Annotated in this window: 19 protein-coding genes and 1 other annotated feature; of the genes, 11 read left to right on the top strand and 8 right to left on the bottom strand. The window is 44.2% G+C overall.

Annotated features, from left to right (window positions below):
- Positions 1-8 precede the first annotated feature (8 nt).
- From AC07VD_RS12655 to acuA, 3 genes are read right to left on the bottom strand one after another with little or no spacing between them, the layout of a single operon-like run.
- On the bottom strand, positions 9-1,172 hold the full coding sequence (locus AC07VD_RS12655; RefSeq protein ID WP_024572896.1) for an acetoin utilization protein AcuC: 1,164 nt from the start codon (positions 1,170-1,172) through the stop codon (positions 9-11).
- Complete coding sequence (locus AC07VD_RS12650; protein WP_003229294.1) at positions 1,169-1,813, bottom strand: acetoin utilization AcuB family protein; 645 nt, start codon at positions 1,811-1,813, stop codon at positions 1,169-1,171. Before AC07VD_RS12650 ends, AC07VD_RS12655 begins: the two co-directional genes overlap by 4 nt.
- A gap of 26 nt (positions 1,814-1,839) precedes the next feature.
- Positions 1,840-2,472, bottom strand: a complete 633-nt coding sequence (acuA, locus tag AC07VD_RS12645; protein ID WP_003229296.1) for an acetoin utilization protein acetyltransferase AcuA — start codon at positions 2,470-2,472, stop codon at positions 1,840-1,842.
- 159 nt (positions 2,473-2,631) lie between these two features.
- Here acuA and acsA point away from each other — a divergent pair, with 159 nt between their 5' ends.
- The 3 genes from acsA (at position 2,632) to sr7p (ending at position 6,218) form a co-directional block, all read left to right on the top strand.
- Positions 2,632-4,350: an acetate--CoA ligase gene (gene acsA / locus AC07VD_RS12640; RefSeq protein WP_029318255.1), complete on the top strand. Its 1,719-nt coding sequence runs from the start codon at positions 2,632-2,634 to the stop codon at positions 4,348-4,350.
- A 54-nt stretch (positions 4,351-4,404) separates the two neighbouring features.
- Positions 4,405-4,641, top strand: a binding site (T-box leader).
- A 50-nt stretch (positions 4,642-4,691) separates the two neighbouring features.
- Entirely contained in the window at positions 4,692-5,960 is a 1,269-nt protein-coding gene (tyrS, locus tag AC07VD_RS12635) for a tyrosine--tRNA ligase (protein ID WP_024571561.1), read from the top strand.
- 129 nt (positions 5,961-6,089) lie between these two features.
- Positions 6,090-6,218, top strand: a complete 129-nt coding sequence (gene sr7p / locus AC07VD_RS12630; RefSeq protein WP_015483566.1) for a small protein SR7P — start codon at positions 6,090-6,092, stop codon at positions 6,216-6,218.
- 21 nt (positions 6,219-6,239) lie between these two features.
- On the opposite strand, the gene rpsD is transcribed toward sr7p, so the two are convergent.
- The gene (gene rpsD / locus AC07VD_RS12625; RefSeq protein WP_003223474.1) at positions 6,240-6,842 is read right to left on the bottom strand and encodes a 30S ribosomal protein S4; all 603 of its coding nucleotides are present in this window, start codon (positions 6,840-6,842) and stop codon (positions 6,240-6,242) included.
- Between the two features lie 294 nt (positions 6,843-7,136).
- On the opposite strand from rpsD, the gene AC07VD_RS12620 reads away from it, so the two are divergent.
- Positions 7,137-8,876 (top strand): diguanylate cyclase domain-containing protein, encoded by a 1,740-nt coding sequence (locus tag AC07VD_RS12620; protein WP_342819589.1) that lies wholly within the window; start codon positions 7,137-7,139, stop codon positions 8,874-8,876.
- A gap of 40 nt (positions 8,877-8,916) precedes the next feature.
- Here AC07VD_RS12620 and AC07VD_RS12615 read toward each other — a convergent pair whose 3' ends face one another.
- Positions 8,917-9,405 (bottom strand): GAF domain-containing protein, encoded by a 489-nt coding sequence (locus AC07VD_RS12615; RefSeq protein ID WP_494721770.1) that lies wholly within the window; start codon positions 9,403-9,405, stop codon positions 8,917-8,919.
- A gap of 126 nt (positions 9,406-9,531) precedes the next feature.
- Here AC07VD_RS12615 and refZ point away from each other — a divergent pair, with 126 nt between their 5' ends.
- Positions 9,532-10,155 carry a transcriptional regulator RefZ gene (gene refZ, locus AC07VD_RS12610; protein WP_014477663.1) on the top strand — a complete coding sequence of 208 codons (624 nt, stop codon included), beginning with the start codon at positions 9,532-9,534 and terminating at the stop codon, positions 10,153-10,155.
- On the opposite strand, the gene hisJ is transcribed toward refZ, so the two are convergent.
- A complete protein-coding gene (hisJ, locus tag AC07VD_RS12605) occupies positions 10,152-10,958 on the bottom strand; it encodes a histidinol-phosphatase HisJ (protein WP_003229318.1) in 807 nt (268 codons plus the stop codon). The two genes, refZ and hisJ, sit on opposite strands and share 4 nt — an antisense overlap.
- 196 nt (positions 10,959-11,154) lie before the next feature.
- Between hisJ and ezrA the strand changes: the two genes are divergently transcribed.
- Positions 11,155-12,843 (top strand): septation ring formation regulator EzrA, encoded by a 1,689-nt coding sequence (gene ezrA / locus AC07VD_RS12600; protein WP_014480561.1) that lies wholly within the window; start codon positions 11,155-11,157, stop codon positions 12,841-12,843.
- 95 nt (positions 12,844-12,938) lie between these two features.
- Here the strand turns inward: ezrA and brnQ are convergent, their stop codons facing one another.
- On the bottom strand, positions 12,939-14,276 hold the full coding sequence (gene brnQ / locus AC07VD_RS12595) for a branched-chain amino acid transport system II carrier protein (RefSeq protein ID WP_003229322.1): 1,338 nt from the start codon (positions 14,274-14,276) through the stop codon (positions 12,939-12,941).
- 194 nt (positions 14,277-14,470) lie between these two features.
- Between brnQ and AC07VD_RS12590 the strand changes: the two genes are divergently transcribed.
- The 5 genes from AC07VD_RS12590 to AC07VD_RS12570 all read left to right on the top strand — a co-directional run bounded on the left by AC07VD_RS12590 (position 14,471) and on the right by AC07VD_RS12570 (position 20,505).
- On the top strand, positions 14,471-15,616 hold the full coding sequence (locus tag AC07VD_RS12590; protein WP_086344201.1) for a cysteine desulfurase family protein: 1,146 nt from the start codon (positions 14,471-14,473) through the stop codon (positions 15,614-15,616).
- Positions 15,617-15,619: 3 nt separating this feature from the next.
- Complete coding sequence (thiI, locus tag AC07VD_RS12585) at positions 15,620-16,825, top strand: tRNA uracil 4-sulfurtransferase ThiI (protein ID WP_003229326.1); 1,206 nt, start codon at positions 15,620-15,622, stop codon at positions 16,823-16,825.
- Positions 16,826-16,918: 93 nt separating this feature from the next.
- Positions 16,919-17,128 (top strand): alpha type acid-soluble spore protein SspA, encoded by a 210-nt coding sequence (sspA, locus tag AC07VD_RS12580; protein ID WP_003223491.1) that lies wholly within the window; start codon positions 16,919-16,921, stop codon positions 17,126-17,128.
- A gap of 178 nt (positions 17,129-17,306) precedes the next feature.
- Positions 17,307-18,896, top strand: coding sequence for an acyl-CoA synthetase MbcS (mbcS, locus tag AC07VD_RS12575; protein WP_015714519.1), 1,590 nt, complete (start codon positions 17,307-17,309; stop codon positions 18,894-18,896).
- Positions 18,897-18,915: 19 nt separating this feature from the next.
- Positions 18,916-20,505: an amidohydrolase gene (locus tag AC07VD_RS12570; RefSeq protein WP_124058856.1), complete on the top strand. Its 1,590-nt coding sequence runs from the start codon at positions 18,916-18,918 to the stop codon at positions 20,503-20,505.
- Between the two features lie 31 nt (positions 20,506-20,536).
- On the opposite strand, the gene AC07VD_RS12565 is transcribed toward AC07VD_RS12570, so the two are convergent.
- A complete protein-coding gene (locus tag AC07VD_RS12565; RefSeq protein WP_153256370.1) occupies positions 20,537-21,340 on the bottom strand; it encodes an NAD kinase in 804 nt (267 codons plus the stop codon).
- Positions 21,341-21,405 lie beyond the last annotated feature (65 nt).

The raw sequence follows: 21,405 nt of genomic DNA, 5'->3' as shown, positions 1-21,405 counted from the left end.
GTCGTTTTTTACTTTGTTCTTTGCTGTTCAGAACGTATCGCATATAATGCTTTGCTGACAGTTTGGGCATTTTTTTCTGTAATTTCAGGCTTGCGGGGAATCGGAGGATATAAATCAGCCGGATCGCTCCAGCTCGACGGAAGGGCCACGGGGCATTGTTTTTGCCATTTAGCAATCCATTCCGGCGGGATCTCGTGTCCCGGATCAATTCCCTTCATTTCAAGCCATATTCTGGCCCAGGCGCGGGGCACGACACGCCAAATATCATATCCGCCGCCTCCGACTGCAATCCATTTCCCTCCGCAATATTGATGAGCCAAAGTGTGTGCAAGACGGGGGATTTCTTCGTATATATTGATTGTTGCTGATAAATGCGTCAGCGGGTCGTAGTAATGGGCATCGGCGCCGTTTTGGCTGATAATGACATCGGGCTCGAAATACGCGGCGACTTCTGAAGCTGCTGTCCGGTAAGCCTCAAGAAAAGAATCATCCTCTGTAAAAGCGTCAAGCGGGATATTAAAGGAATAGCCATATCCTTTTCCGCTGCCTTTTTCTTGGATCTGGCCGGTTCCAGGGAATAAATACCTTCCTGTTTCATGAATGGACAGCGTGCATACGTCAGGATTATCGTAAAATGTAAATTGCACACCGTCCCCGTGGTGGGCGTCCGTATCAATATAAAGCACTCTGGACCTATATTTTTTCTGGATATATTGAATCGCCACAGCGCTGTCGTTGTATATGCAGAATCCTGATGCTCTCCCGCGAAAGCCATGATGAAGCCCTCCACCAAGGTTTGCCGCATGCAGGGCTTGTCCTGACATGACCCAGTCTGCGGCCGTTAAAGTGCCGCCGACCAAGAGTGATGCCGCTTCGTGCATGCCGGCAAAGACGGGTGTGTCTTCAGTGCCGAGCCCGTAGCTTTCTCCTTCTTCAGCGGGAAGCTTTCCGGCGCCCGCAAGCTTTACGGCCTGAATGTAATCGTCCGTGTGGACAAGGGAAAGCTCCTCTTCTGAAGCGAGTCTGGGGGTGACAATGTCTCCATCATCAAAGGCATTGATCGTCTTAAGCAAATCATATGTTAACAGAACCCGCTGCTGATTAAAGGGATGCTCCTGATGAAACATATAGGTTTGGTAGGATGGAGAATAGATAAATACACTGTCTCTCATAGCAGATCCCTTTGCTCTGACGGCCATACGACGTGGTGTCCATTTCTTTGTAATGCCTGCAAAAACGGCAGCGGATTCATCGTTTTTACACGGAAGACAAGCACTTTTACACCGGGATCGTCATGCGGATAAACAAGCACGCTTAATATTTTCACTTGAAGGTCTTGGCAAAGGCTGCTGATCTCAGCGAGGCTTTTGGTGATGTCGTTTACTTTTATTTCAATTTGTGATCCCGGCTGGTCAGCGCCTGTCAATTTGACAAACGTCCGCAGCAAATCGGTTTTTGTTAAAATGCCTATTAATTTTTGATGGTGTACCACTGGAAGGCAGCCGATGCCATGCTCGTAGAACACGGCTGATATTTCTTCGACAAAATCTAACGGGTGGGCGCAGACAACATCCTTTTTCATAATTGAATCTACGCTTCGTGTGAGAAATAGGCTTCGTTTGTTTTCTTCAAAAATACTCGGGCTGGCCTGTTTCATGTCTCTGTCTGTAATCATGCCGATCACGTGTCGTTCTTCATCTACAACAGGCAGATGTCTGATATGGAATTCCTTCAGTTTGCATATGGCTGTTTCAAGCGTATCTGTCTTCGTTAATGTAATGACATCTCTTTTCATGATTTGCTCAACAATCATTATTTTTTCCCCTTTGCCAGTGTCAGTTAATACATATAACGATGATAAAAACGGAGCCTGTCAAATTGCTCAATTGATTCTTGGCTGACGTTTTTTCCAATGCGGGCCATCAGACAGTTTGCAGGGTGGGAGCTGATCTCCGGCTCATCCGTTGCAAACCAGACCAATCCGCCTGCATTCATCATCTTTTCCATGATCTTTCTGTATTCCCACACATCTTTTTTCATCCCTTTTAAATCCCAATGCCAGTAATATTCTGTCGTCATCACAATGTAGTTTTCCATTTGTTCATCCATCATGCTGACGGTCAGGAGCGTCTTTCCGACAGCGCATCCCCGATAGTCCGGCGCTACTTCGATGGCTCCGAGCTCAATCAAATCCTCCATATTTCCTTCAGACCATCTTTCGAGCGGGTCAGGATATAAATACGTGACATAGCCGACAATGGTTCGGCCGTCTCTGGCAATAATAATGCGCCCTTCGGGAAGGCCTGCAATGTCGACTAGCGCTTCATGCTGCTCGCGAGGCGGGCGAAATGCGGTTAAATCTTTATGAAACTCATAACCTGCCAAATCCTCTGGAGAGACAGGCCCTTCTATCAGTAAAGAGCCGGTTGCTGTTTTGATGTTTGCTGAATGGTATGTTTTATGATGTTCCACTAATTCACCGTCCCATCAATTCTTATAAAAATACATGCCTTCTTTAAGAATACCAAATTATAAAGCGTTTTCAACATGATTTATATTTTAAAAATTGAGAAGAATATGAATATATACTATAATAATTGTGACAACTTCAGCAAAGGGGGATGTTTGGGCATGAATTTGAAAGCGTTACCAGCAATAGAGGGGGATCATAACTTAAAAAACTATGAAGAAACGTACCGGCATTTTGATTGGGCCGAGGCAGAGAAACATTTCTCTTGGCATGAGACAGGTAAACTGAATGCGGCGTATGAAGCGATTGACCGCCATGCCGAATCGTTTCGAAAAAACAAAGTAGCGCTTTATTATAAAGACGCAAAAAGGGATGAAAAATACACATTTAAAGAAATGAAGGAAGAATCAAACAGAGCCGGGAATGTGCTGAGACGGTATGGAAATGTGGAAAAAGGGGACCGCGTTTTTATTTTTATGCCAAGATCACCCGAGCTTTATTTTATTATGCTTGGCGCAATCAAAATTGGCGCCATCGCCGGGCCGCTGTTCGAAGCATTTATGGAGGGAGCGGTGAAAGACCGGCTTGAAAACAGTGAGGCAAAGGTTGTTGTCACAACGCCTGAGCTGCTGGAGAGAATACCGGCAGACAAACTGCCTCACTTGCAGCATGTCTTCGTAGTCGGGGGAGAGGCTGAGAGCGGCACGAATATCATCAATTATGATGAAGCAGCGAAACAGGAAAGCACAAGACTGGATATCGAATGGATGGATAAAAAAGACGGCTTTCTGCTTCACTATACATCAGGTTCCACTGGTACGCCAAAGGGCGTGCTGCATGTCCATGAAGCGATGATTCAGCAATATCAAACAGGAAAATGGGTCCTTGATTTAAAGGAAGAAGACATTTATTGGTGCACGGCTGATCCTGGCTGGGTGACAGGTACGGTATACGGCATTTTTGCACCGTGGCTGAACGGAGCGACAAATGTCATCGTCGGCGGTCGTTTCAGCCCGGAAAGCTGGTATGGAACGATTGAACAGCTTGGCGTCAATGTCTGGTACAGCGCGCCGACCGCTTTTCGGATGCTGATGGGAGCGGGAGATGAGATGGCTGCGAAATATGATCTAACTTCACTACGGCATGTGCTCAGTGTCGGTGAGCCGCTAAATCCGGAAGTCATCAGATGGGGACATAAAGTTTTTAACAAACGAATCCATGATACCTGGTGGATGACCGAAACGGGCAGTCAGCTCATCTGCAACTATCCTTGCATGGATATTAAACCGGGTTCAATGGGTAAGCCGATTCCAGGAGTGGAGGCAGCGATCGTTGACAATCAAGGCAACGAGCTTCCCCCGTACCGAATGGGCAATCTCGCCATCAAAAAGGGCTGGCCTTCCATGATGCATACCATTTGGAATAACCCTGAAAAGTATGAATCATATTTCATGCCGGGCGGCTGGTATGTGTCTGGGGATTCTGCTTACATGGATGAAGAGGGATACTTTTGGTTCCAAGGCAGAGTTGATGACGTCATCATGACCTCCGGTGAGCGCGTCGGCCCATTTGAAGTGGAAAGCAAGCTTGTGGAACATCCGGCTATTGCAGAAGCAGGCGTAATCGGAAAGCCTGACCCGGTGCGTGGAGAAATCATTAAAGCCTTTATTGCACTCAGGGAAGGATTTGAGCCGTCTGATAAACTGAAAGAAGAGATCCGCCTATTTGTAAAGCAGGGTCTTGCAGCCCATGCGGCTCCGCGTGAGATCGAATTTAAAGATAAACTTCCGAAAACCCGAAGCGGAAAGATCATGAGGCGCGTGCTGAAGGCATGGGAGCTTAATCTGCCGGCTGGAGATCTGTCAACAATGGAGGATTAAAAGGCGGCGTTGACACAGGATTTTATTTATGTTAAAAATGATATAGCTTCATATGAAAAGGTAAAGATTGAGACAAGTAGAATATCCTTACGTTCCAGAGAGCTGATGGCCGGTGAAAATCAGCACAGACGGATATATCGAATACACTCATGAACCGCTTTTGCAAACAAAGCCGCCCAGGCTTTCAGTAGTGAAAGAACGGACCTGATCCGTTATCAGGCAAAGTGATAAGACGAATGTTTGAATTCTCTTATTAGTAGGGTGGTACCGCGATAATCAATCGTCCCTTCGTGTAAACGAAGGGGCGTTTTTTATTTTAATCAAAAAAGGAGCTTTATCTTATGACAAACTTACTTGAAGACTTATCCTTCCGCGGATTGATTCAGCAAATGACAGATGAAGAAGGGTTAAATAAACAGCTGAATGAAGAAAAAATACGCTTGTACTCAGGCTTTGACCCGACAGCAGACAGCTTGCATATCGGACACCTGCTGCCTATTTTAACACTTCGACGTTTTCAGCTTGCAGGGCATCATCCGATTGCGCTTGTGGGCGGCGCGACGGGCCTCATCGGTGATCCAAGCGGAAAAAAAGCAGAGCGTACATTAAACACCGCTGACATCGTATCCGAATGGTCCCAAAAAATCAAAAACCAGCTGTCCAGATTTCTAGATTTTGAAGCAGCAGAAAACCCAGCTGTCATCGCGAACAACTTTGACTGGATCGGCAAAATGAATGTGATCGATTTCCTTCGTGACGTTGGTAAAAATTTCGGCATCAATTACATGCTGGCAAAAGATACGGTCAGCTCAAGAATTGAATCCGGCATCTCGTACACGGAATTCAGCTACATGATTCTTCAATCTTATGATTTCTTAAATCTTTACAGAGACAAAAACTGTAAACTGCAAATCGGCGGAAGCGATCAGTGGGGCAATATCACAGCGGGTCTTGAACTGATCAGAAAATCAGAAGAAGAAGGAGCAAAAGCGTTCGGCCTAACGATTCCGCTTGTCACAAAAGCAGACGGCACGAAGTTCGGAAAAACGGAAGGCGGCGCGATCTGGCTTGATAAAGAAAAAACATCGCCATATGAATTCTATCAATTTTGGATCAACACAGACGACCGTGACGTTGTCAAATACTTGAAATACTTTACGTTCCTTTCAAAAGAGGAAATTGAAGCATACGCTGAAAAAACAGAAACGGCGCCAGAAAAACGTGAAGCACAAAAACGCCTGGCAGAAGAAGTGACATCACTTGTTCACGGACGCGAGGCGCTGGAGCAAGCCATCAACATCTCCCAAGCGCTGTTCAGCGGCAATATTAAAGAGCTTTCTGCTCAAGACGTAAAAGTAGGTTTTAAAGATGTTCCTTCTATGGAAGTTGACAGCAGCCAAGAGCTTTCACTTGTAGATGTGTTGGTGCAATCTAAATTATCTCCTTCTAAACGCCAAGCGCGTGAAGACATTCAAAACGGAGCTGTTTACATTAACGGTGAACGCCAGACGGAAATAAATTATACCCTGTCAGCTGAAGACCGTATCGAAAATCAATTTACTGTTCTGCGCCGCGGGAAGAAAAAATACTTCCTTGTGACGTATAAATAAGAAAAAGATCCTTTGCCACTGAAGGCAAAGGATCTTTTTGTTTACCGCATAGGAATGAAAGGAAAAGAGTATATTAGATAGGGCAAACACGACCAATCACCACCTTTTAAATGAAAGGAGCGCTAAAGCGTGAATCTCATGTGTACGATTGCAAAAGAACGGCTGCAGCGGGATTATTGGGAGCAGCAGGCGCAGGATAGTGTTGGCCAGCAAGAGGCAAAAGACAAAATAGACGATAAAAAAACCCCGACCGCATAGCGGCAGGGGTTTTTAAAACGATTAACGAGAGTAGAACTCAACGATAAGCGCTTCGTTAATTTCCGGAGCAAGTTCAGAACGCTCAGGAAGACGAGTGAAAGTACCTTCAAGCTTTTCAGCGTCGAAAGTAAGGTATTCAGGAACGAAGTTGTTTACTTCAACAGATTCTTTGATGATAGAAAGGTTTCTTGATTTTTCACGAACACCGATTGTTTGACCAGGTTTTACTTGGTAAGACGGGATGTCAACGCGGCTTCCGTCTACAAGAATGTGACCGTGGTTAACCAATTGGCGAGCTTGACGGCGAGTACGTGCTAAACCTAGCTTGTACACAACGTTATCAAGACGAGAATCTAAAAGAATCATGAAGTTTTCACCGTGTTTACCAGCTAGTTTGCCAGCTTTGTCAAACAAAGTGCGGAATTGACGTTCGTTTACACCGTACATGTGACGAAGCTTTTGCTTTTCTTGCAATTGCAAACCGTATTCTGATAATTTTTTACGTTGTCCTGGGCCGTGTGGACCTGGAGCGTAAGGGCGTTTTTCTAATTCTTTTCCTGTACCGCTAAGAGAGATTCCTAGACGGCGGGACAGTTTCCAAGATGGACCTGTATAGCGAGCCATAATGTGACTCCTCCTTTGGTTTTATTTTTGTGGAAAATAAAAACCGTCTGCTCTATTCGACCATGCACATTTTGTTTTCATGTATCCTCGCTCCAGCAGCAGAGAGTTACACGATACACCTTATTGATAAGGAACAAAATGAAAACATAGAAGCTGAACAAAAAGGCTGCAATATTTCACACAAAGGTCATTATATAATTTATTTGTTTTGAAGTCAACCATTCCTCCATTATTGCTTCACCGTTTATGATATAATAAACAAAAATTAGTGGTAAACTTTTAGGTGATAAAAACATGGTAGAACAAACTAAAGATCAATTATCCGCCTTTCATTATCATATGCTCGATTTTTTATTAACCAAATCTGAAAAAGTCACATTCACCGACTCTTTAATATGGCTGACTTCGGCTATTCAAACCTATTTTTCAACCCTTTGTGTTTCGCTTACACCGTCACCATCAGACTTTGTGACAAAACTGGCAGATGGTGAAGCGCGTTTTTCCGCTTCAAAAATAAACGCTTCATGTTATCTGATTGAGGACGGCTCTGGCAGGCGTTTCCATCTTGCATGCAGGCAGGATGAAGAGATTCCTGAAGGGCTTCCGAACGTGGTTGCTTCATTTTTAAACCAGTCGATGAAACAGGAAAGACTCTATAACAAAACGATCTACCAAAAAAAGATATACAAAATGACAGAGCTGTTCCATTCACTGCTTGATCAGACAGATGTGCTGAAGCAGCTTTTAGAAAGCTTGACCAGCACATTTTCTCTTTTTGAGTTTTCTTTATTTATATCGCACGATCAAGACCAATGTTTAGGGATACCTGCAAAAGAGCTGTATATGGAAGGGGAAAAATCCGATTCCTTTGCGCTCAAAGTGTATTTGTCCGGAGACATTTTGCGGAAAAATGAATCTGCCGCCTATATTCCGATCAAAGGACAGCAGGGCACATACGGGGTGTTGAAGGCTGAGGGAACGGGTGACAGCTTTCTTGCTGATGCCTGCCTTGATGAAATGTCGCTGTTAGCAAACGCCGCGGGAAAAGCGTTTGAAAATGCCCAGCTCTACGAACAATCCAAAGCAAGCATCGCAAATTTGGAATTGATTAATGAAACATCACGCCGCCTGAATCAGCGGCTGACACTGACTGATACAATGAATGATCTGGCTGTGAGAATGGCAGAATCGTTTCAGGCAGAAGAAGTGGGATTTTTTCATATAGACCATTTTGAAAACCTAACATTGCTTCCAGGCAGCACAGCATTTTTTAAAGAAGCGAAGCCGTCAGATTTTTATAATGAGCTGAAAGAAAAGCTGTATGAAGGTGAAAAAGGGGTTTTCATCGGGAATGGCCAGTCTGTTTTTGGGAAGGCGGGGTACGGCTCGCTGATGGCTGCTCCGATGATTCAAAACGACCGGCTTTTAGGCTTTGCGGTTTTATTGAAACAGGAGCTGTACGCTTTTACATTTGAAATGTACAAGCTGTTTCAGGCGCTGATTCATCACGCGACACTGGCTGTAACCAATTCAATGCTTCGCGACCGCCTTGAGCATCTCGTGAAAACAGATCAGCTGACTGAACTGTATTCACGAGCGTATTTAGATGAAAAAATTCAATACAGCATGAAAATCCACCAAAAGGGTGTTTTTATTCTTGTTGATATTGATAATTTTAAGAATGTAAATGATACGTACGGCCATCAGACTGGGGACGAGATTTTAATTCAAGTCGCTTCAGTGATTAAAAGCAACATCCGAAAGCATGATGTCGGTGCCCGCTGGGGAGGAGAGGAGCTGGCGATTTATTTGCCAAATGTGCCGGTTGCAGTGGGGAAACGGATTACCGAGCGACTGGTTTATGCGGTCAGAAAAAATACGAAACCCGAGGTAACCATTTCCTGCGGTATCTCCTGCTGGACGACAGAAACAAAAAAGTCGCTGAAAGAGCTTGTGCATGAGGCAGATGAAGCGCTCTACAGCGCGAAACGGAGCGGGAAAAACCGCTTGATGATTCATGACTCAATAAAATAAAAAAAGCCCAAAACGATATCAGTTTTGGGCTTTTATATTACTACGCTAACGCTTTTTCTAGCGTTTCGGCAAATTGAGTTAAGTATTTTTCATCAATTTCGTCGAAACGGTTTTTCACTGGGCTGTCGATGTCCAAGACGCCGACAATTTTTCCGTCTACACGAATCGGAAGCACAATTTCTGATTGAGACGCTGCATCGCAGGCGATATGTCCAGGAAACGCGTTTACATCCTCAACACGTTCCACTTTTCCGTTTGCGTACGCTGTGCCGCAAACCCCTCTGCCGAAAGGAATCCGAACACATGCCGGCAGGCCTTGGAACGGACCTAACACAAGCTGTCCATCCTCTTCTTTGGCAAAATAGAAACCCGCCCAGTTGACTTCAGGCAGCGAATGATACAGCAGTGCTGAGGCATTTGCATAGTTAGCTATTTGGTCTGTTTCGTCTTCGGTCATGGCTTCGAGCTGTTTTAGCAGAAGCTGATAGTCTTTTTCTTTATCTCCAGATTGTTTTTCGACATGGAACATGGAAAACCCTCACTTTTTCTATAATATAAAACAAAGTTCCGGCTTTTCTGCCGGCATTTGTCGATAAGTTCTTACAGGAACAGCGGCTTTCTGCTTGAATAGTATCAAGAGGAAGGAGTGAGCCGTATGAAAGTAAGCACCAAAGACAAAATTATTGAATCTGCTGTCATGCTTTTTAACCAAAAAGGATTTTCTGGCACGTCTGTCCGTGAAATCGCAAAGTCAGCTGATGTAAATGTTGCGCACATCTCCTACTATTTTAAAGGCAAAGGAGGCTTGATGGAACACTTAGTTTCAGAGTTTTACGAGGGCTACAGCAAAACGCTTGAAACAGCGGCAAGCAATATCTCTTCTCAAAGCACGCAGGAACAGCTTCTTCAATTGGTTTTCGATATTTTATCCTATCAGCATAATCATCGTCAATTAACTCGTTTTGTCTACCGGGAAGTCACAATTGACTCCACATTAATCAGGGAAATTATGTCGACATATCTAATGAAGGAAAAGTATATCTTTCAGCTGATCATTGAGGAAGGAGAAAAACAGCGTGAATATTTAACGCTGCCGCTGCCTCATTTTATTCTCCAATTAAAATCTCTCTTGATGATGCCCTATCTCCAGCCTCAATATATTTCAGAAGTACTCTACATGCAGCCGCACGAGCCGTATTTTTATAAAATGTATTTTGAAGAAATCAAGATTTGGATCAGAAGCGTCTTCCGGACAGGGGACGTGGCGCTCACCAACTAGCACCGTTCCAAAAACGCCTCATACGCATATCCGACATCTCCCGCTTGATGGGCATCTGACCCAAACACAAGCGGGATCTTCTTTTGCTTCGCTTCATTCAGCATCCAATCCTCGATATAAATACCGCCAGCGTAAGTTTTTCTTAAGCCGGAAGTATTGAAGTCGAGCTCCATTCCGTTTTCTTCAATGGCATTCAGGCACAGGGAAACGAGGCCGCGAATATGTTCTGACATGCTGTATGGAAACAGCTTGATGAATTTTTGGACGAGTGTGATGTGACCGACTCTTTTTGGCTTATAAACGCCGAGAGATGCTACAATGGAAGAATAGATACTCCGGTAATATTGTTCATATACCGCTTCAATGCTTCCGCAGGCTGAAATCAGCTCTTTGAAGGTATGCTCGTCATAATCAAGGCATAGATAGGAAGAGTCTGTGCGCAAAAAATGAACGGATAAGATGCTGTCATCTAAATATGGCCCGTATGTGTCTAGGAATAATGTAATTTCGTCTTCAAATTCAGCGATATAATCGACTTCAAGCCCTGTCCGTATGCTAAGCTGTCCGCGATATTCTTTTTTTAATCCGGAAATTTCATGAATATAGCGTTCCAAAGAAGCTTGCGCCATCGCGCTGTCTTTCAGCGGCGTGGGATCGGTAAAAGAGGGCGGCAATGGGGCGTGTTCGGTAAAAGTAATCGATTCGAACCCTTTTTTTAAGGCTTCTTCTGCATATTGTCTGAGTGTGTCATTGGAGCCGTGAGGGCAAAATGGTGTGTGAATATGTCCGTCTCGCTTTTGCATTGATGTCACCCCATGAAAAAATAGTCAAATCCTGCCGATTTTGCACAAAAAGTTTTTGATTTCTGGTCAAAAAATGTTTGTTACATGGTATCATAATAACAATGAAAACGACAGTTTTTCTCAATACATATCCTGAAATCTTTCTGAATAAATAAAACACCCTGACAGATTAAGGTAAACAGCAAGGGGGCTCATTATGGAGTTTGTCATTGGATTATTAATTGTACTGCTTGCGCTGTTTGCGGCAGGCTACTTTTTCAGGAAAAAAATCTACGCCGAAATCGACCGGCTGGAATCGTGGAAGATTGAAATTCTGAATCGGTCGATCGTGGAAGAAATGTCTAAAATAAAACATTTAAAAATGACGGGTCAGACAGAAGAGTTCTTTGAGAAGTGGCGTGAAGAATGGGATGAGATTGTCACAGCCCACATGCCGAAAGTTGAAGAGCTCCTTTATGATGCCGAGGAAAATGCAGACAAATACCGGTTTAAAAAGGCCAACCAAGTGCTCGTTCATATCGACGACCTGCTGACAGCGGCTGAATCAAGCATTGAAAAGATTCTTCGGGAAATCAGCGATCTTGTCACAAGTGAGGAAAAGAGCCGTGAAGAGATTGAACAGGTGAGGGAGCGCTATTCGAAATCTCGAAAAAACCTGCTGGCTTACAGCCACCTTTACGGGGAGCTTTATGACAGCCTTGAAAAGGATCTGGACGAAATTTGGAGCGGCATCAAACAATTTGAAGAAGAAACAGAAGGCGGAAACTATATTACTGCACGAAAAGTACTGCTTGAGCAGGACCGCAATCTTGAACGGCTTCAGTCATACATAGATGATGTGCCGAAGCTGTTAGCTGACTGTAAACAGACGGTGCCCGGACAGATTGCAAAGCTTAAGGATGGCTATGGCGAAATGAAAGAAAAAGGGTACAAGCTTGAGCATATCCAGCTTGATAAGGAATTAGAAAATCTGTCAAACCAGCTGAAACGAGCGGAACATGTCCTGATGACTGAACTGGATATTGATGAAGCGTCCGCAATCCTGCAGCTCATTGACGAAAATATTCAATCTGTTTATCAGCAGCTGGAGGGCGAAGTTGAAGCCGGTCAATCCGTACTAAGCAAAATGCCTGAATTGATTATTGCTTACGACAAGCTTAAAGAAGAGAAAGAGCATACGAAAGCGGAAACTGAGCTGGTGAAGGAAAGCTACAGGCTGACAGCCGGTGAGCTCGGCAAACAGCAGGCTTTTGAAAAGCGCCTTGATGAAATTGGAAAGCTGCTATCATCCGTTAAAGATAAGCTTGATGCAGAGCATGTCGCTTACTCACTTTTAGTAGAAGAAGTTGCTTCAATAGAGAAGCAAATTGAAGAAGTGAAAAAAGAGCATGCCGAGTATCGTGAAAATCTGCAAGCGCTGAGAAAAGAAGAGCTTCAGGCGAGGGAGACGCTCAGCAATTTGAAAAAAACAATTTCTGAGACAGCTAGACTGCTGAAGACTAGCAACATTCCAGGCATTCCGAGCCATATTCAAGAGATGCTGGAGAACGCGCATCATCATATTCAAGAAACAGTCAATCAACTAAACGAACTTCCATTAAATATGGAAGAAGCCGGAGCCCATTTGAAACAAGCAGAAGAAATCGTCAACAGGGCAAGCCGGGAATCAGAGGAACTTGTCGAGCAGGTCATCCTCATTGAAAAAATCATTCAGTTCGGAAACCGGTTCAGAAGCCAGAATCATATTTTATCTGAACAGCTGAAAGAAGCGGAAAGACGTTTTTATGCTTTTGATTATGACGACTCTTATGAAATTGCAGCTGCCGCTGTAGAAAAGGCTGCGCCAGGTGCAGTTGAAAAAATCAAAGCAGACATATCCGCTTAGATAATCACGACTATGAAAAAGAGCCCGCAGTGTAATGAGCAGGCTCTTTTTTTCATTACAAAACGCCTGCGCAATAACGCAGGCGTTCTGTGACATTAACTTATTTCATTAAGCTGTTTGGATGGTCCGATGAATAAGGTCAGCACATAGCCGATAACCGCTCCGACGATTCCTGGAAGCACCCAGCCGATGCCGAGGCTGTAAAGAGGAAGATTCGCATTTAGAAACACATCTAAAGATCCAAGTGAAAAACCGGCTGCTTTGATACCGTCTAAAATACTGAAAAGTCCTGTACCGATCAAGCAAGCGATGTACACTTCGCGTCTTTCTTTAAAGATCTTATCGATGAAGGAAAGAACGATAATGACAATGGCAAGTGGATAGATAGCTGATAAAATAGGAACAGAAAACGCGATAATTTGCGCGAGTCCGAAATTCGCAATGATCAAGCTGAATAACGTGACAATCGTAACGACAATTTTATATGATAATGCCGGAATAAGTTTTGAAAAATATTGGCCGCAAGATGTGACAAGGCCGATGCTTGTTGTTAAACATGCGACTGTAATCGCTGCTCCGAGTACGATGTTGCCTAATGAACCGAATAAATAATGGGAAGACGCAGATAAAATTTTAGCTCCTTCACCAACAGGACCGATGGCATTTGTGCTTGTTGCACCTAAATAAGCAAGGGATACATAAATGAAAGTCAGCCCTAAAGCGGCAATCACACCTGCTTTAATGCAGGCTGCAGCAAGAGCTTTAGACTGTGTAACGCCTTTGCTTTTTACAGCATTTACAACGACAACGCCAAATACAATTGAAGCAAGTGCGTCCATTGTTTTATAGCCTTCTAAAAATCCTTTAAAAACCGGTGTTCCTTTATATGCTTCTGTCACGGCGCCCAATCCGCCCATCGGCGTGAAGATGGCTTTGAGAACAATGATTAAAATAATTGTGAATTTGATGGGAGTCAGAATTTTTCCGACTCGATCGACAACCTTGGATGGGTTTAACGCTAAATAGTACGTAACGCCGAAAAAGATAAGTGTAAAAATTAATAAAGAAAGTCTTTCTGGTACGCCAGTCAAAAACGGAACAGCGCCAATTTCATATGAAACAGTTCCTGTTCTCGGGATGGCGAATAATGGTCCGATTGATAAATAAAGCACGACAGTAAAGATTGTGCCGAAAACAGGGTGCGCTTTGTCAGCAAGGCCTTTAGCGTCCTTACCGGTTAATGCGATGGCGATAATGCCGAGAAGCGGCAGGCCTACCCCTGTCAGTAAAAATCCGCCGATGGCCTTCCAGACGTTGTGTCCGGCTGCTTGTCCAAGTTCCGGCGGATAGATCATATTTCCTGCTCCAAAGAATAACGCAAATAGCATGAAACCAATAATAATGGTATCTTTGACAGGCAGTGAGTGTTTCATGAAAAAAATCCTCCTAATAATTATGTTAAAATATTCTGTCAATTAATTGTCAGATAATATGACGAAACGAACAAATCTTATTATATGGTAAAAAAATTAGAAGTCAATACTAGTTTTTCGTAATTTTCTATTAAATTTTGTTATGGTAACATAAATATCATACCTTGTACCGCTTTCATAAAGGAGTAAAAAAGATGATATATTTAGATAATAGTTCAACGACGAAGCCTTACGATGAAGTCTTGAACGTGTATGAACAGACAAGCAGCCGATACTTTGGCAATCCTTCATCTTTGCACCGATATGGAGCCGAAACGGAACAGCTGCTTCAAGCAGCCAAAAATCAAATCAAAAGGTCCTTAGGCCTAAAAAAATATGATATTGTATTTACGTCAGGCGCCACAGAAGCCAATAATGCGGCTTTAAAAGGAGCGGCTTTGTCAAAGATAAAAACAGGCAAACATATCATTGCCACTTCTATTGAACATCCATCCGTTACGGAATCGTTAGAACAGCTGAAAGAGTTGTTCGGGTTTGATATCACTTATCTTTCTGTGAATGAAGACGGATTTGTTTCTATTGAAGAACTAAAAGCAGCCATCCGTCCCGATACTGTGCTTGTCAGCATGATGCATGTGAACAATGAAGTCGGTTCCGTGCAGCCGATTGAAGAGGCAGGAGAAGTGCTGAAAGAGCATTCGAACATTTTGTTTCACGTCGATTATGTGCAGGGCATCTATAAAGTGCCCTTGGCAATTGAAAAGGCCGGCATTGATCTATGTTCAATTTCGGGGCATAAATTTCACGGCCTAAAGGGGACAGGCGCACTTATTGTAAAAGAAGGAACACGCCTTATTCCGCTCATAACGGGAGGCTCTCAGCAAAAAGGCATACGGGCCGGAACAGAACATACTGCTGGTGCGGTTTCGCTTGCCAAGGCCATTAATCTGGCCTCTGCTGATTTTGACACACGGCTTGACACGATGACTGCCGCAAAGGAATTGTTTATGAAAAGGCTGAGTGAAATTGAGGGCGTCGTTATCAACACGCCTCAAATGAATAGCGCGCCGCACATTATTAATTTCTCTGTACCGGGGATTAAAGCGGAAGTGCTTTTACACATGCTTGAGGAACAGGATATTTTCGTCTCCACAACATCGGCTTGCTCGGCAAAAGAACATAAGCCCAGTAAAGTTCTCTTAGAGATGGGCAAAGGAGAGCAGATTGCCGGAAGCAGCATCAGAATCAGTTTAAATTACAGCCAGACAAGCGATGTGGCAGAACCGTTTATGAACGCGCTTCGTCCTGGTATCAAAAAATTAAGGGAAATGATGAGGTAGAACATGAATTACGATCATATATTAATTCGTTTTGGGGAAATTTCCACCAAAGGCAAAAACAGAAAAAGCTTTATTGAGCGCTTAAAACAAAACATCAGACTCGTTTTGAAAGACTATCCGAATTTAAAATACTTTTCCAACAGGGATCGTATGACGATTACATTAAATGGAGAGGATCCTGAGGCTCTTTTTCCTCATTTAAAGCAAGTGTTTGGGATTCAAAGCTTCAGCCTGGCAATTAAGTGTGACAGCCGCCTTGATGATATTAAGGCAACCGCACTAAAGGCTATCAAAGATCAATATAAACCAGGTGATACGTTTAAAGTCGCGACAAAGAGAGCGTATAAGCAATTTGAATTAGATACAAACCAGATGAACGCTGAAATCGGCGGCCATATTTTGCGAAATACAGAAGGATTGACGGTCGATGTTCGCAACCCAGACATCCCGCTCAGAATCGAAATCAGGGAAGAAGCAACATTTTTGACAATTCGTGATGAAAAAGGTGCAGGCGGGCTGCCAGTTGGTTCAGCAGGAAAAGCGATGCTGATGCTTTCTGGCGGTTTTGACAGCCCTGTGGCCGGTTTTTATGCGATGAAACGGGGACTGTCGGTAGAAGCTGTTCATTTCTTCAGCCCGCCATACACGAGTGAGCGCGCAAAGCAAAAGGTAATGGATCTGGCGAAATGTCTGTCCCGTTTTGGGGGAAGCATGACACTTCATATTGTTCCATTTACAAAAACGCAAGAGCTCATCCAAAAACAAATTCCTGAAAATTACACAATGACGGCAACCCGCCGCCTCATGCTTCAGATCGCCGACAGAATCAGAGAAAAGAGAAACGGGCTTGCCATTATTACGGGAGAAAGCCTCGGTCAGGTAGCGAGCCAAACGCTTGAAAGCATGTATGCAATTAATGCGGTGACGTCAACACCGATTTTGCGTCCATTAATCGCCATGGACAAAACAGAAATCATCGAAAAATCACGGGAAATTGGCACATATGAGACAAGCATTCAGCCGTTTGAAGACTGCTGCACGATCTTTACACCGCCAAGCCCGAAAACACGCCCTAAAAAAGAGAAAATTGAACACTTTGAAAGCTTTGTTGATTTCGAGCCGTATATTCAAGAAGCGGTAGATAACATTGAGACAATGACCCTGTATAGCGAACAAGAAGCTAACGATAAATTCGCTGAACTCTTTTAAATTAATTTTCAGCTCCTGTATACAATTACCAAAGTTTTTCTGAATGAAGCCATGTGTTTTGACACATTCTATACTCACAAGGAGGTGAGACACATGGCTAACAATAACTCAGGTAACAGCAACAACCTTTTAGTACCAGGAGCTGCTCAAGCGATCGACCAAATGAAATTAGAAATCGCTTCTGAATTCGGTGTAAACCTTGGAGCAGACACAACTTCTCGCGCTAACGGTTCTGTTGGAGGAGAGATCACAAAACGTCTTGTATCTTTTGCTCAACAAAACATGGGCGGAGGACAATTCTAATTTACAATTTCACATAATGGCTTAGGAGTGGGGGTATCCCCACTCCTTTTCATTTTTTATATATAAAAAAGGACCAGCGGCCTATAAAATCTATGTTTACAGAGGTTGCTTTTAGGCATATCCTTACGGAAAGAGCCTGTATTTATGTATAATGGGTGGAGAAAGTGAGGAGTTGTTCGTGTTAAAACGTGAAGATTTAATTGCCCCTATGCAATATAATTTAGTGAATGAAATGGAAAAGTTCAGTGCCGCTGGACAAAAAACCGCTCTTCTGTGGGAGGACGAGTCGGGTAAGCAAGAATCTTGGTCGTATGAAAAGCTGATGGAAGAAACAAATAAAATCGGAGCGGCCTTAGCTGATCTTGGATTTAAAAAGGGAGACAAGCTGATTGTAATGGTTCCGCGGGTGCTTGAAGCCTATGCTGTTTATTTGGCTATCCTGAAATCAGGAATGGTTGTCATTCCGTGCTCCGAAATGCTTCGCGCGAAAGATCTTGAATACCGGATTGAACATGCAGAGGTAAAAGGCGCTATCGTCTACTCCGAATTTATTGGCGCTTTCCGGGATGTCAGTACGGCTGACAAACTGATTACACTGTCTATTGGTGAAAATGATGCCGGCTGGAAAAACCTCTTATCAATTGAAGCGGACGGAAGCCAATTTAAAACAGCTGACACAACAAGAGATGATATGGCTTTCTTATCTTATACATCCGGGACAACAGGTCAGCCGAAAGGTGTTGTACATACACATGGATGGGCATTTGCTCATTTAAAAACTTCTGCCGGCGCTTGGCTTGACATTTCTGAAAAGGATATCGTCTGGGCAACTGCTGCCCCTGGCTGGCAAAAGTGGGTATGGAGTCCGTTTTTAGCGGTGCTTGGCAGCGGAGCAACCGGTTTTGTGTACCACGGCAGATTCAAAGCAGAAAAATATCTAGAGCTTTTAAATCGCTACAAAATCAATGTTTTCTGCTGTACGCCGACAGAATACCGCTTAATGGCGAAGGTCGAGGGCTTGGACCGCTTTGATCTTTCTGCCCTGCACAGCGCTGTTTCCGCAGGCGAGCCGCTCAACCGTGAAGTCATTGATGTTTTCCAAAAGCACTTTGGCATTAAGGTACGGGACGGATATGGCCAAACAGAAAGCACGCTTTTGGTTGGTGTTTTGAAAGATACGCCTATTAAACCGGGAAGCATGGGAAAACCGACACCGGGAAATCAGGTGGAGATCATAAATGAAGACGGTGAAATCTGCAAACCTGGTGAGGTTGGCGATATCGCTGTTCACCTCAGTACGCCTGCGCTCTTTAAAGAGTATTTTAAAGATCCGGAAAGAATGAAAACACAAATTCGCGGCGATTATTTCCTAACGGGAGACAGAGCAAGAAAAGATGAGGAAGGTTACTTCTGGTTTGAAAGCCGAAATGACGATATTATTATCAGCTCCGGCTATACGATCGGGCCTTTCGAGGTGGAAGACGCGCTTGTTAAGCACCCAGAAGTAAAAGAATGTGCTGTTGTCGCAAGCCCTGATGAAATCAGAGGCTCCATCGTAAAGGCATATGTTGTCCTGCAAAATCATGAAAAACGCAGTGATGAGCTTGTCAAAATGCTGCAAAACCATGTGAAGACGATTACCGCTCCATACAAATATCCTAGAGAAATTGAATTTGTGGAAAGCCTGCCGAAAACGGCTTCTGCAAAAATCAGACGAGTGGAATTAAGAAAACGTGAAGAACAGCTCAAAGCCAATAAAAAGGCGTAAAGAAAGAGAGTGAACGTGAATGAAGGCGATATGGCACGGCGGTTTCATTTATACGATGCTCGAAGAAGGCGATCGGACTGAGGCAGTTTATGTTGAGGATGGTGTTATAAAAGGCACCGGCAGCTATGAACTTTTGAAGGAAAAGTACGGGTCACCGGAAACAGAAGAAATCAGCCTGAACGGTGCAGTGATGTTCCCCGGTTTTGTTGACAGCCACCTACATTTGATCGGCCACGGTGAGAAACAGCTTCAGCTCGATCTGTCCGCACTGACGTCGAAAGATGCAATTTTACAGGCTGCGAAGGAAAGAGAGCGGCAGCTTCCTAAAAACGATTGGCTCATTGGAGAGGGCTGGAATGAAAATCAGTTTGAGACACCTGACTACTTGACTAAGCATGATCTTGATCGCCTGTTTCCAGACAGACCCGTCTTGCTCAAGCGTATATGCCGGCATGCAATAGCTGTCAATTCTGCGGCTCTTCAAGCAGCGGGAATTTCAAGAAATACTCCTGACCCTGACGGCGGAGTCATCGTAAAAGATGCAAATGGAGAGCCGTCCGGACTCCTGTTTGATAAGGCGCAGGATTTGATTCTGAAGGCTGTCCCGCCAGTCTCTCAACACTATGTTGATGAGGCATTAACGGCTGCAATAAAGGATTGCTGGACAAAAGGCCTGACGGGCGGTCATTCGGAAGACTTGTCCTATTATGGTGATGTTTCGGTGCCGATGAAAGCTTATGAGAAAGCTGCCGCTGGCGGAAAGTATCCGTTTCGCTGCCATTTGCTCGTTCATCATGAAGCTGTCGATCGATGGGAGCAGCTGGAGAAGCTGTCCGGCCCGTATGTGGAGTTCGGTGCTATGAAAATCTTTACGGACGGGGCGCTTGGCGGGAGAACGGCTTTATTGAAAGAACCATATCAGGATGATCCATCAACAAATGGTGTTCAGGTTCACGATGACGAAACCCTTGGCCGGCTCATTCGCAAAGCGAGAGAAAAAGGGATGGAGGTTGCTGTTCATGCAATCGGCGATCTTGCTTTTGAAAAAGTGCTGAACGCAATAGAAAAGCATCCGCCCAAAAACGGCCGGCATGATCGGCTTATTCATGCTCAAGTGCTTGATAACGAATTAATCGAGAGAGCAGCACGTATGCCGATCGCACTTGACCTTCAGCCGCACTTCGTTGCAAGCGACTTTCCGTGGGTCATTGACCGTCTCGGAAAAGACCGGATGAAGACTGCATTTGCCTGGAAAACCCTCATATCTAAAGGCATTTTATGCGCGGGCGGTTCAGATGCCCCGATTGAGCCTGTTGACCCGCTTCTAGGGATCCAGTCCGCGGTCCTCAGGAAAAGCAGTCATGAGCAAAACGGGCCAAGCTATAATGAAAGTGAATGTTTACCTGTATATGAAGCGATAAAGCTTTATACAGAAGGTAGCGCCGGTATCATTTATAAAGAGAAGTCACGCGGAAAAATTGCGGAAGGCTATGACGCGGATTTTACAGTTCTCAGTGGTGATCCGTTTGCCATTGCCCCCGCACAGCTTCATCTTTTAGAGATTAAAAAAACCGTGATTAACGGCCAGATTGTATATGAGAAATCGTAAAAGGACAGGCAGCAGCCTGTCCTTTTATTTTCTATAAAAAAGTACGCTTCACTTTTTCCCAAAATGAATTGTCCTTTAGTTTGACTGTTTTGATTTGCTTATTAGACAGTTTGATTTCGATCGTCTTCACATTTCTCGTGCTGAGTGCTTCATTGTCTAAGCCAATGATTGGGTGCTCATTGCCGTCCTGCACCACACGAAGGGTCAGCTTTCGGTCAGAGCTGAGGACAAATGGCGAGCCGAGTGTCCGGTAGGTGTTATTGTTAAGAGAAGCAAGCTCAGATACCTGCATGCATGGGAGCAGCGGATCAACAACCGCTCCTGCAACAGACTTGTTATAGGCGGTGCTCCCTGTAGGCGTTGAGATAATCATTCCGTCACCTCTAAACGTTTCAAAGTGCAGATCGTCAATCAGCACGTCCATCACAAAGGTTTTAATGATGCTTGAGCGGATGGATACCTCGTTTAAGCAGTGAAAAGGACTGGCATGATCCACTGTCACTTCAATCAGCGGATATTTTCTCACTTCAATTTGTTCAAACGTCATTGCATCGACCATTTTTTCTCGCTCATCACTATGAAAGTCGCAATATAAATGAGCTTTCCCCTTTTTGGTAATGCCGACGTACAAGCAGTCGTCACGAAAATTCGTCTTTCTGACTGCCTGCAGAAATGTGCCGTCCCCGCCAATGCTAGCGATAATATTGGCGTCTGAGTGCTGGTTCACAACGGTAAATCCATGCTCTTCAGCCAATTGTGTTAACGAGCGGGCTTGTTCGTTTGTTTCCTGATCCTGTTTGTGAAAAAAATAAACATTACGGCGTTGATCGGTCATATCCCATTTCCCCTTTGCTGTCATATTTAAGTTTTTCTGCCATCCAGTATTTGTGATAAAATACC

It is taken from the genome of Bacillus sp. GW821-FHT01G09 (assembly GCF_059422205.1).
Note: the sequence above shows the minus strand (reverse complement) of the source record. Positions and strands in the feature narration are given on the sequence as shown.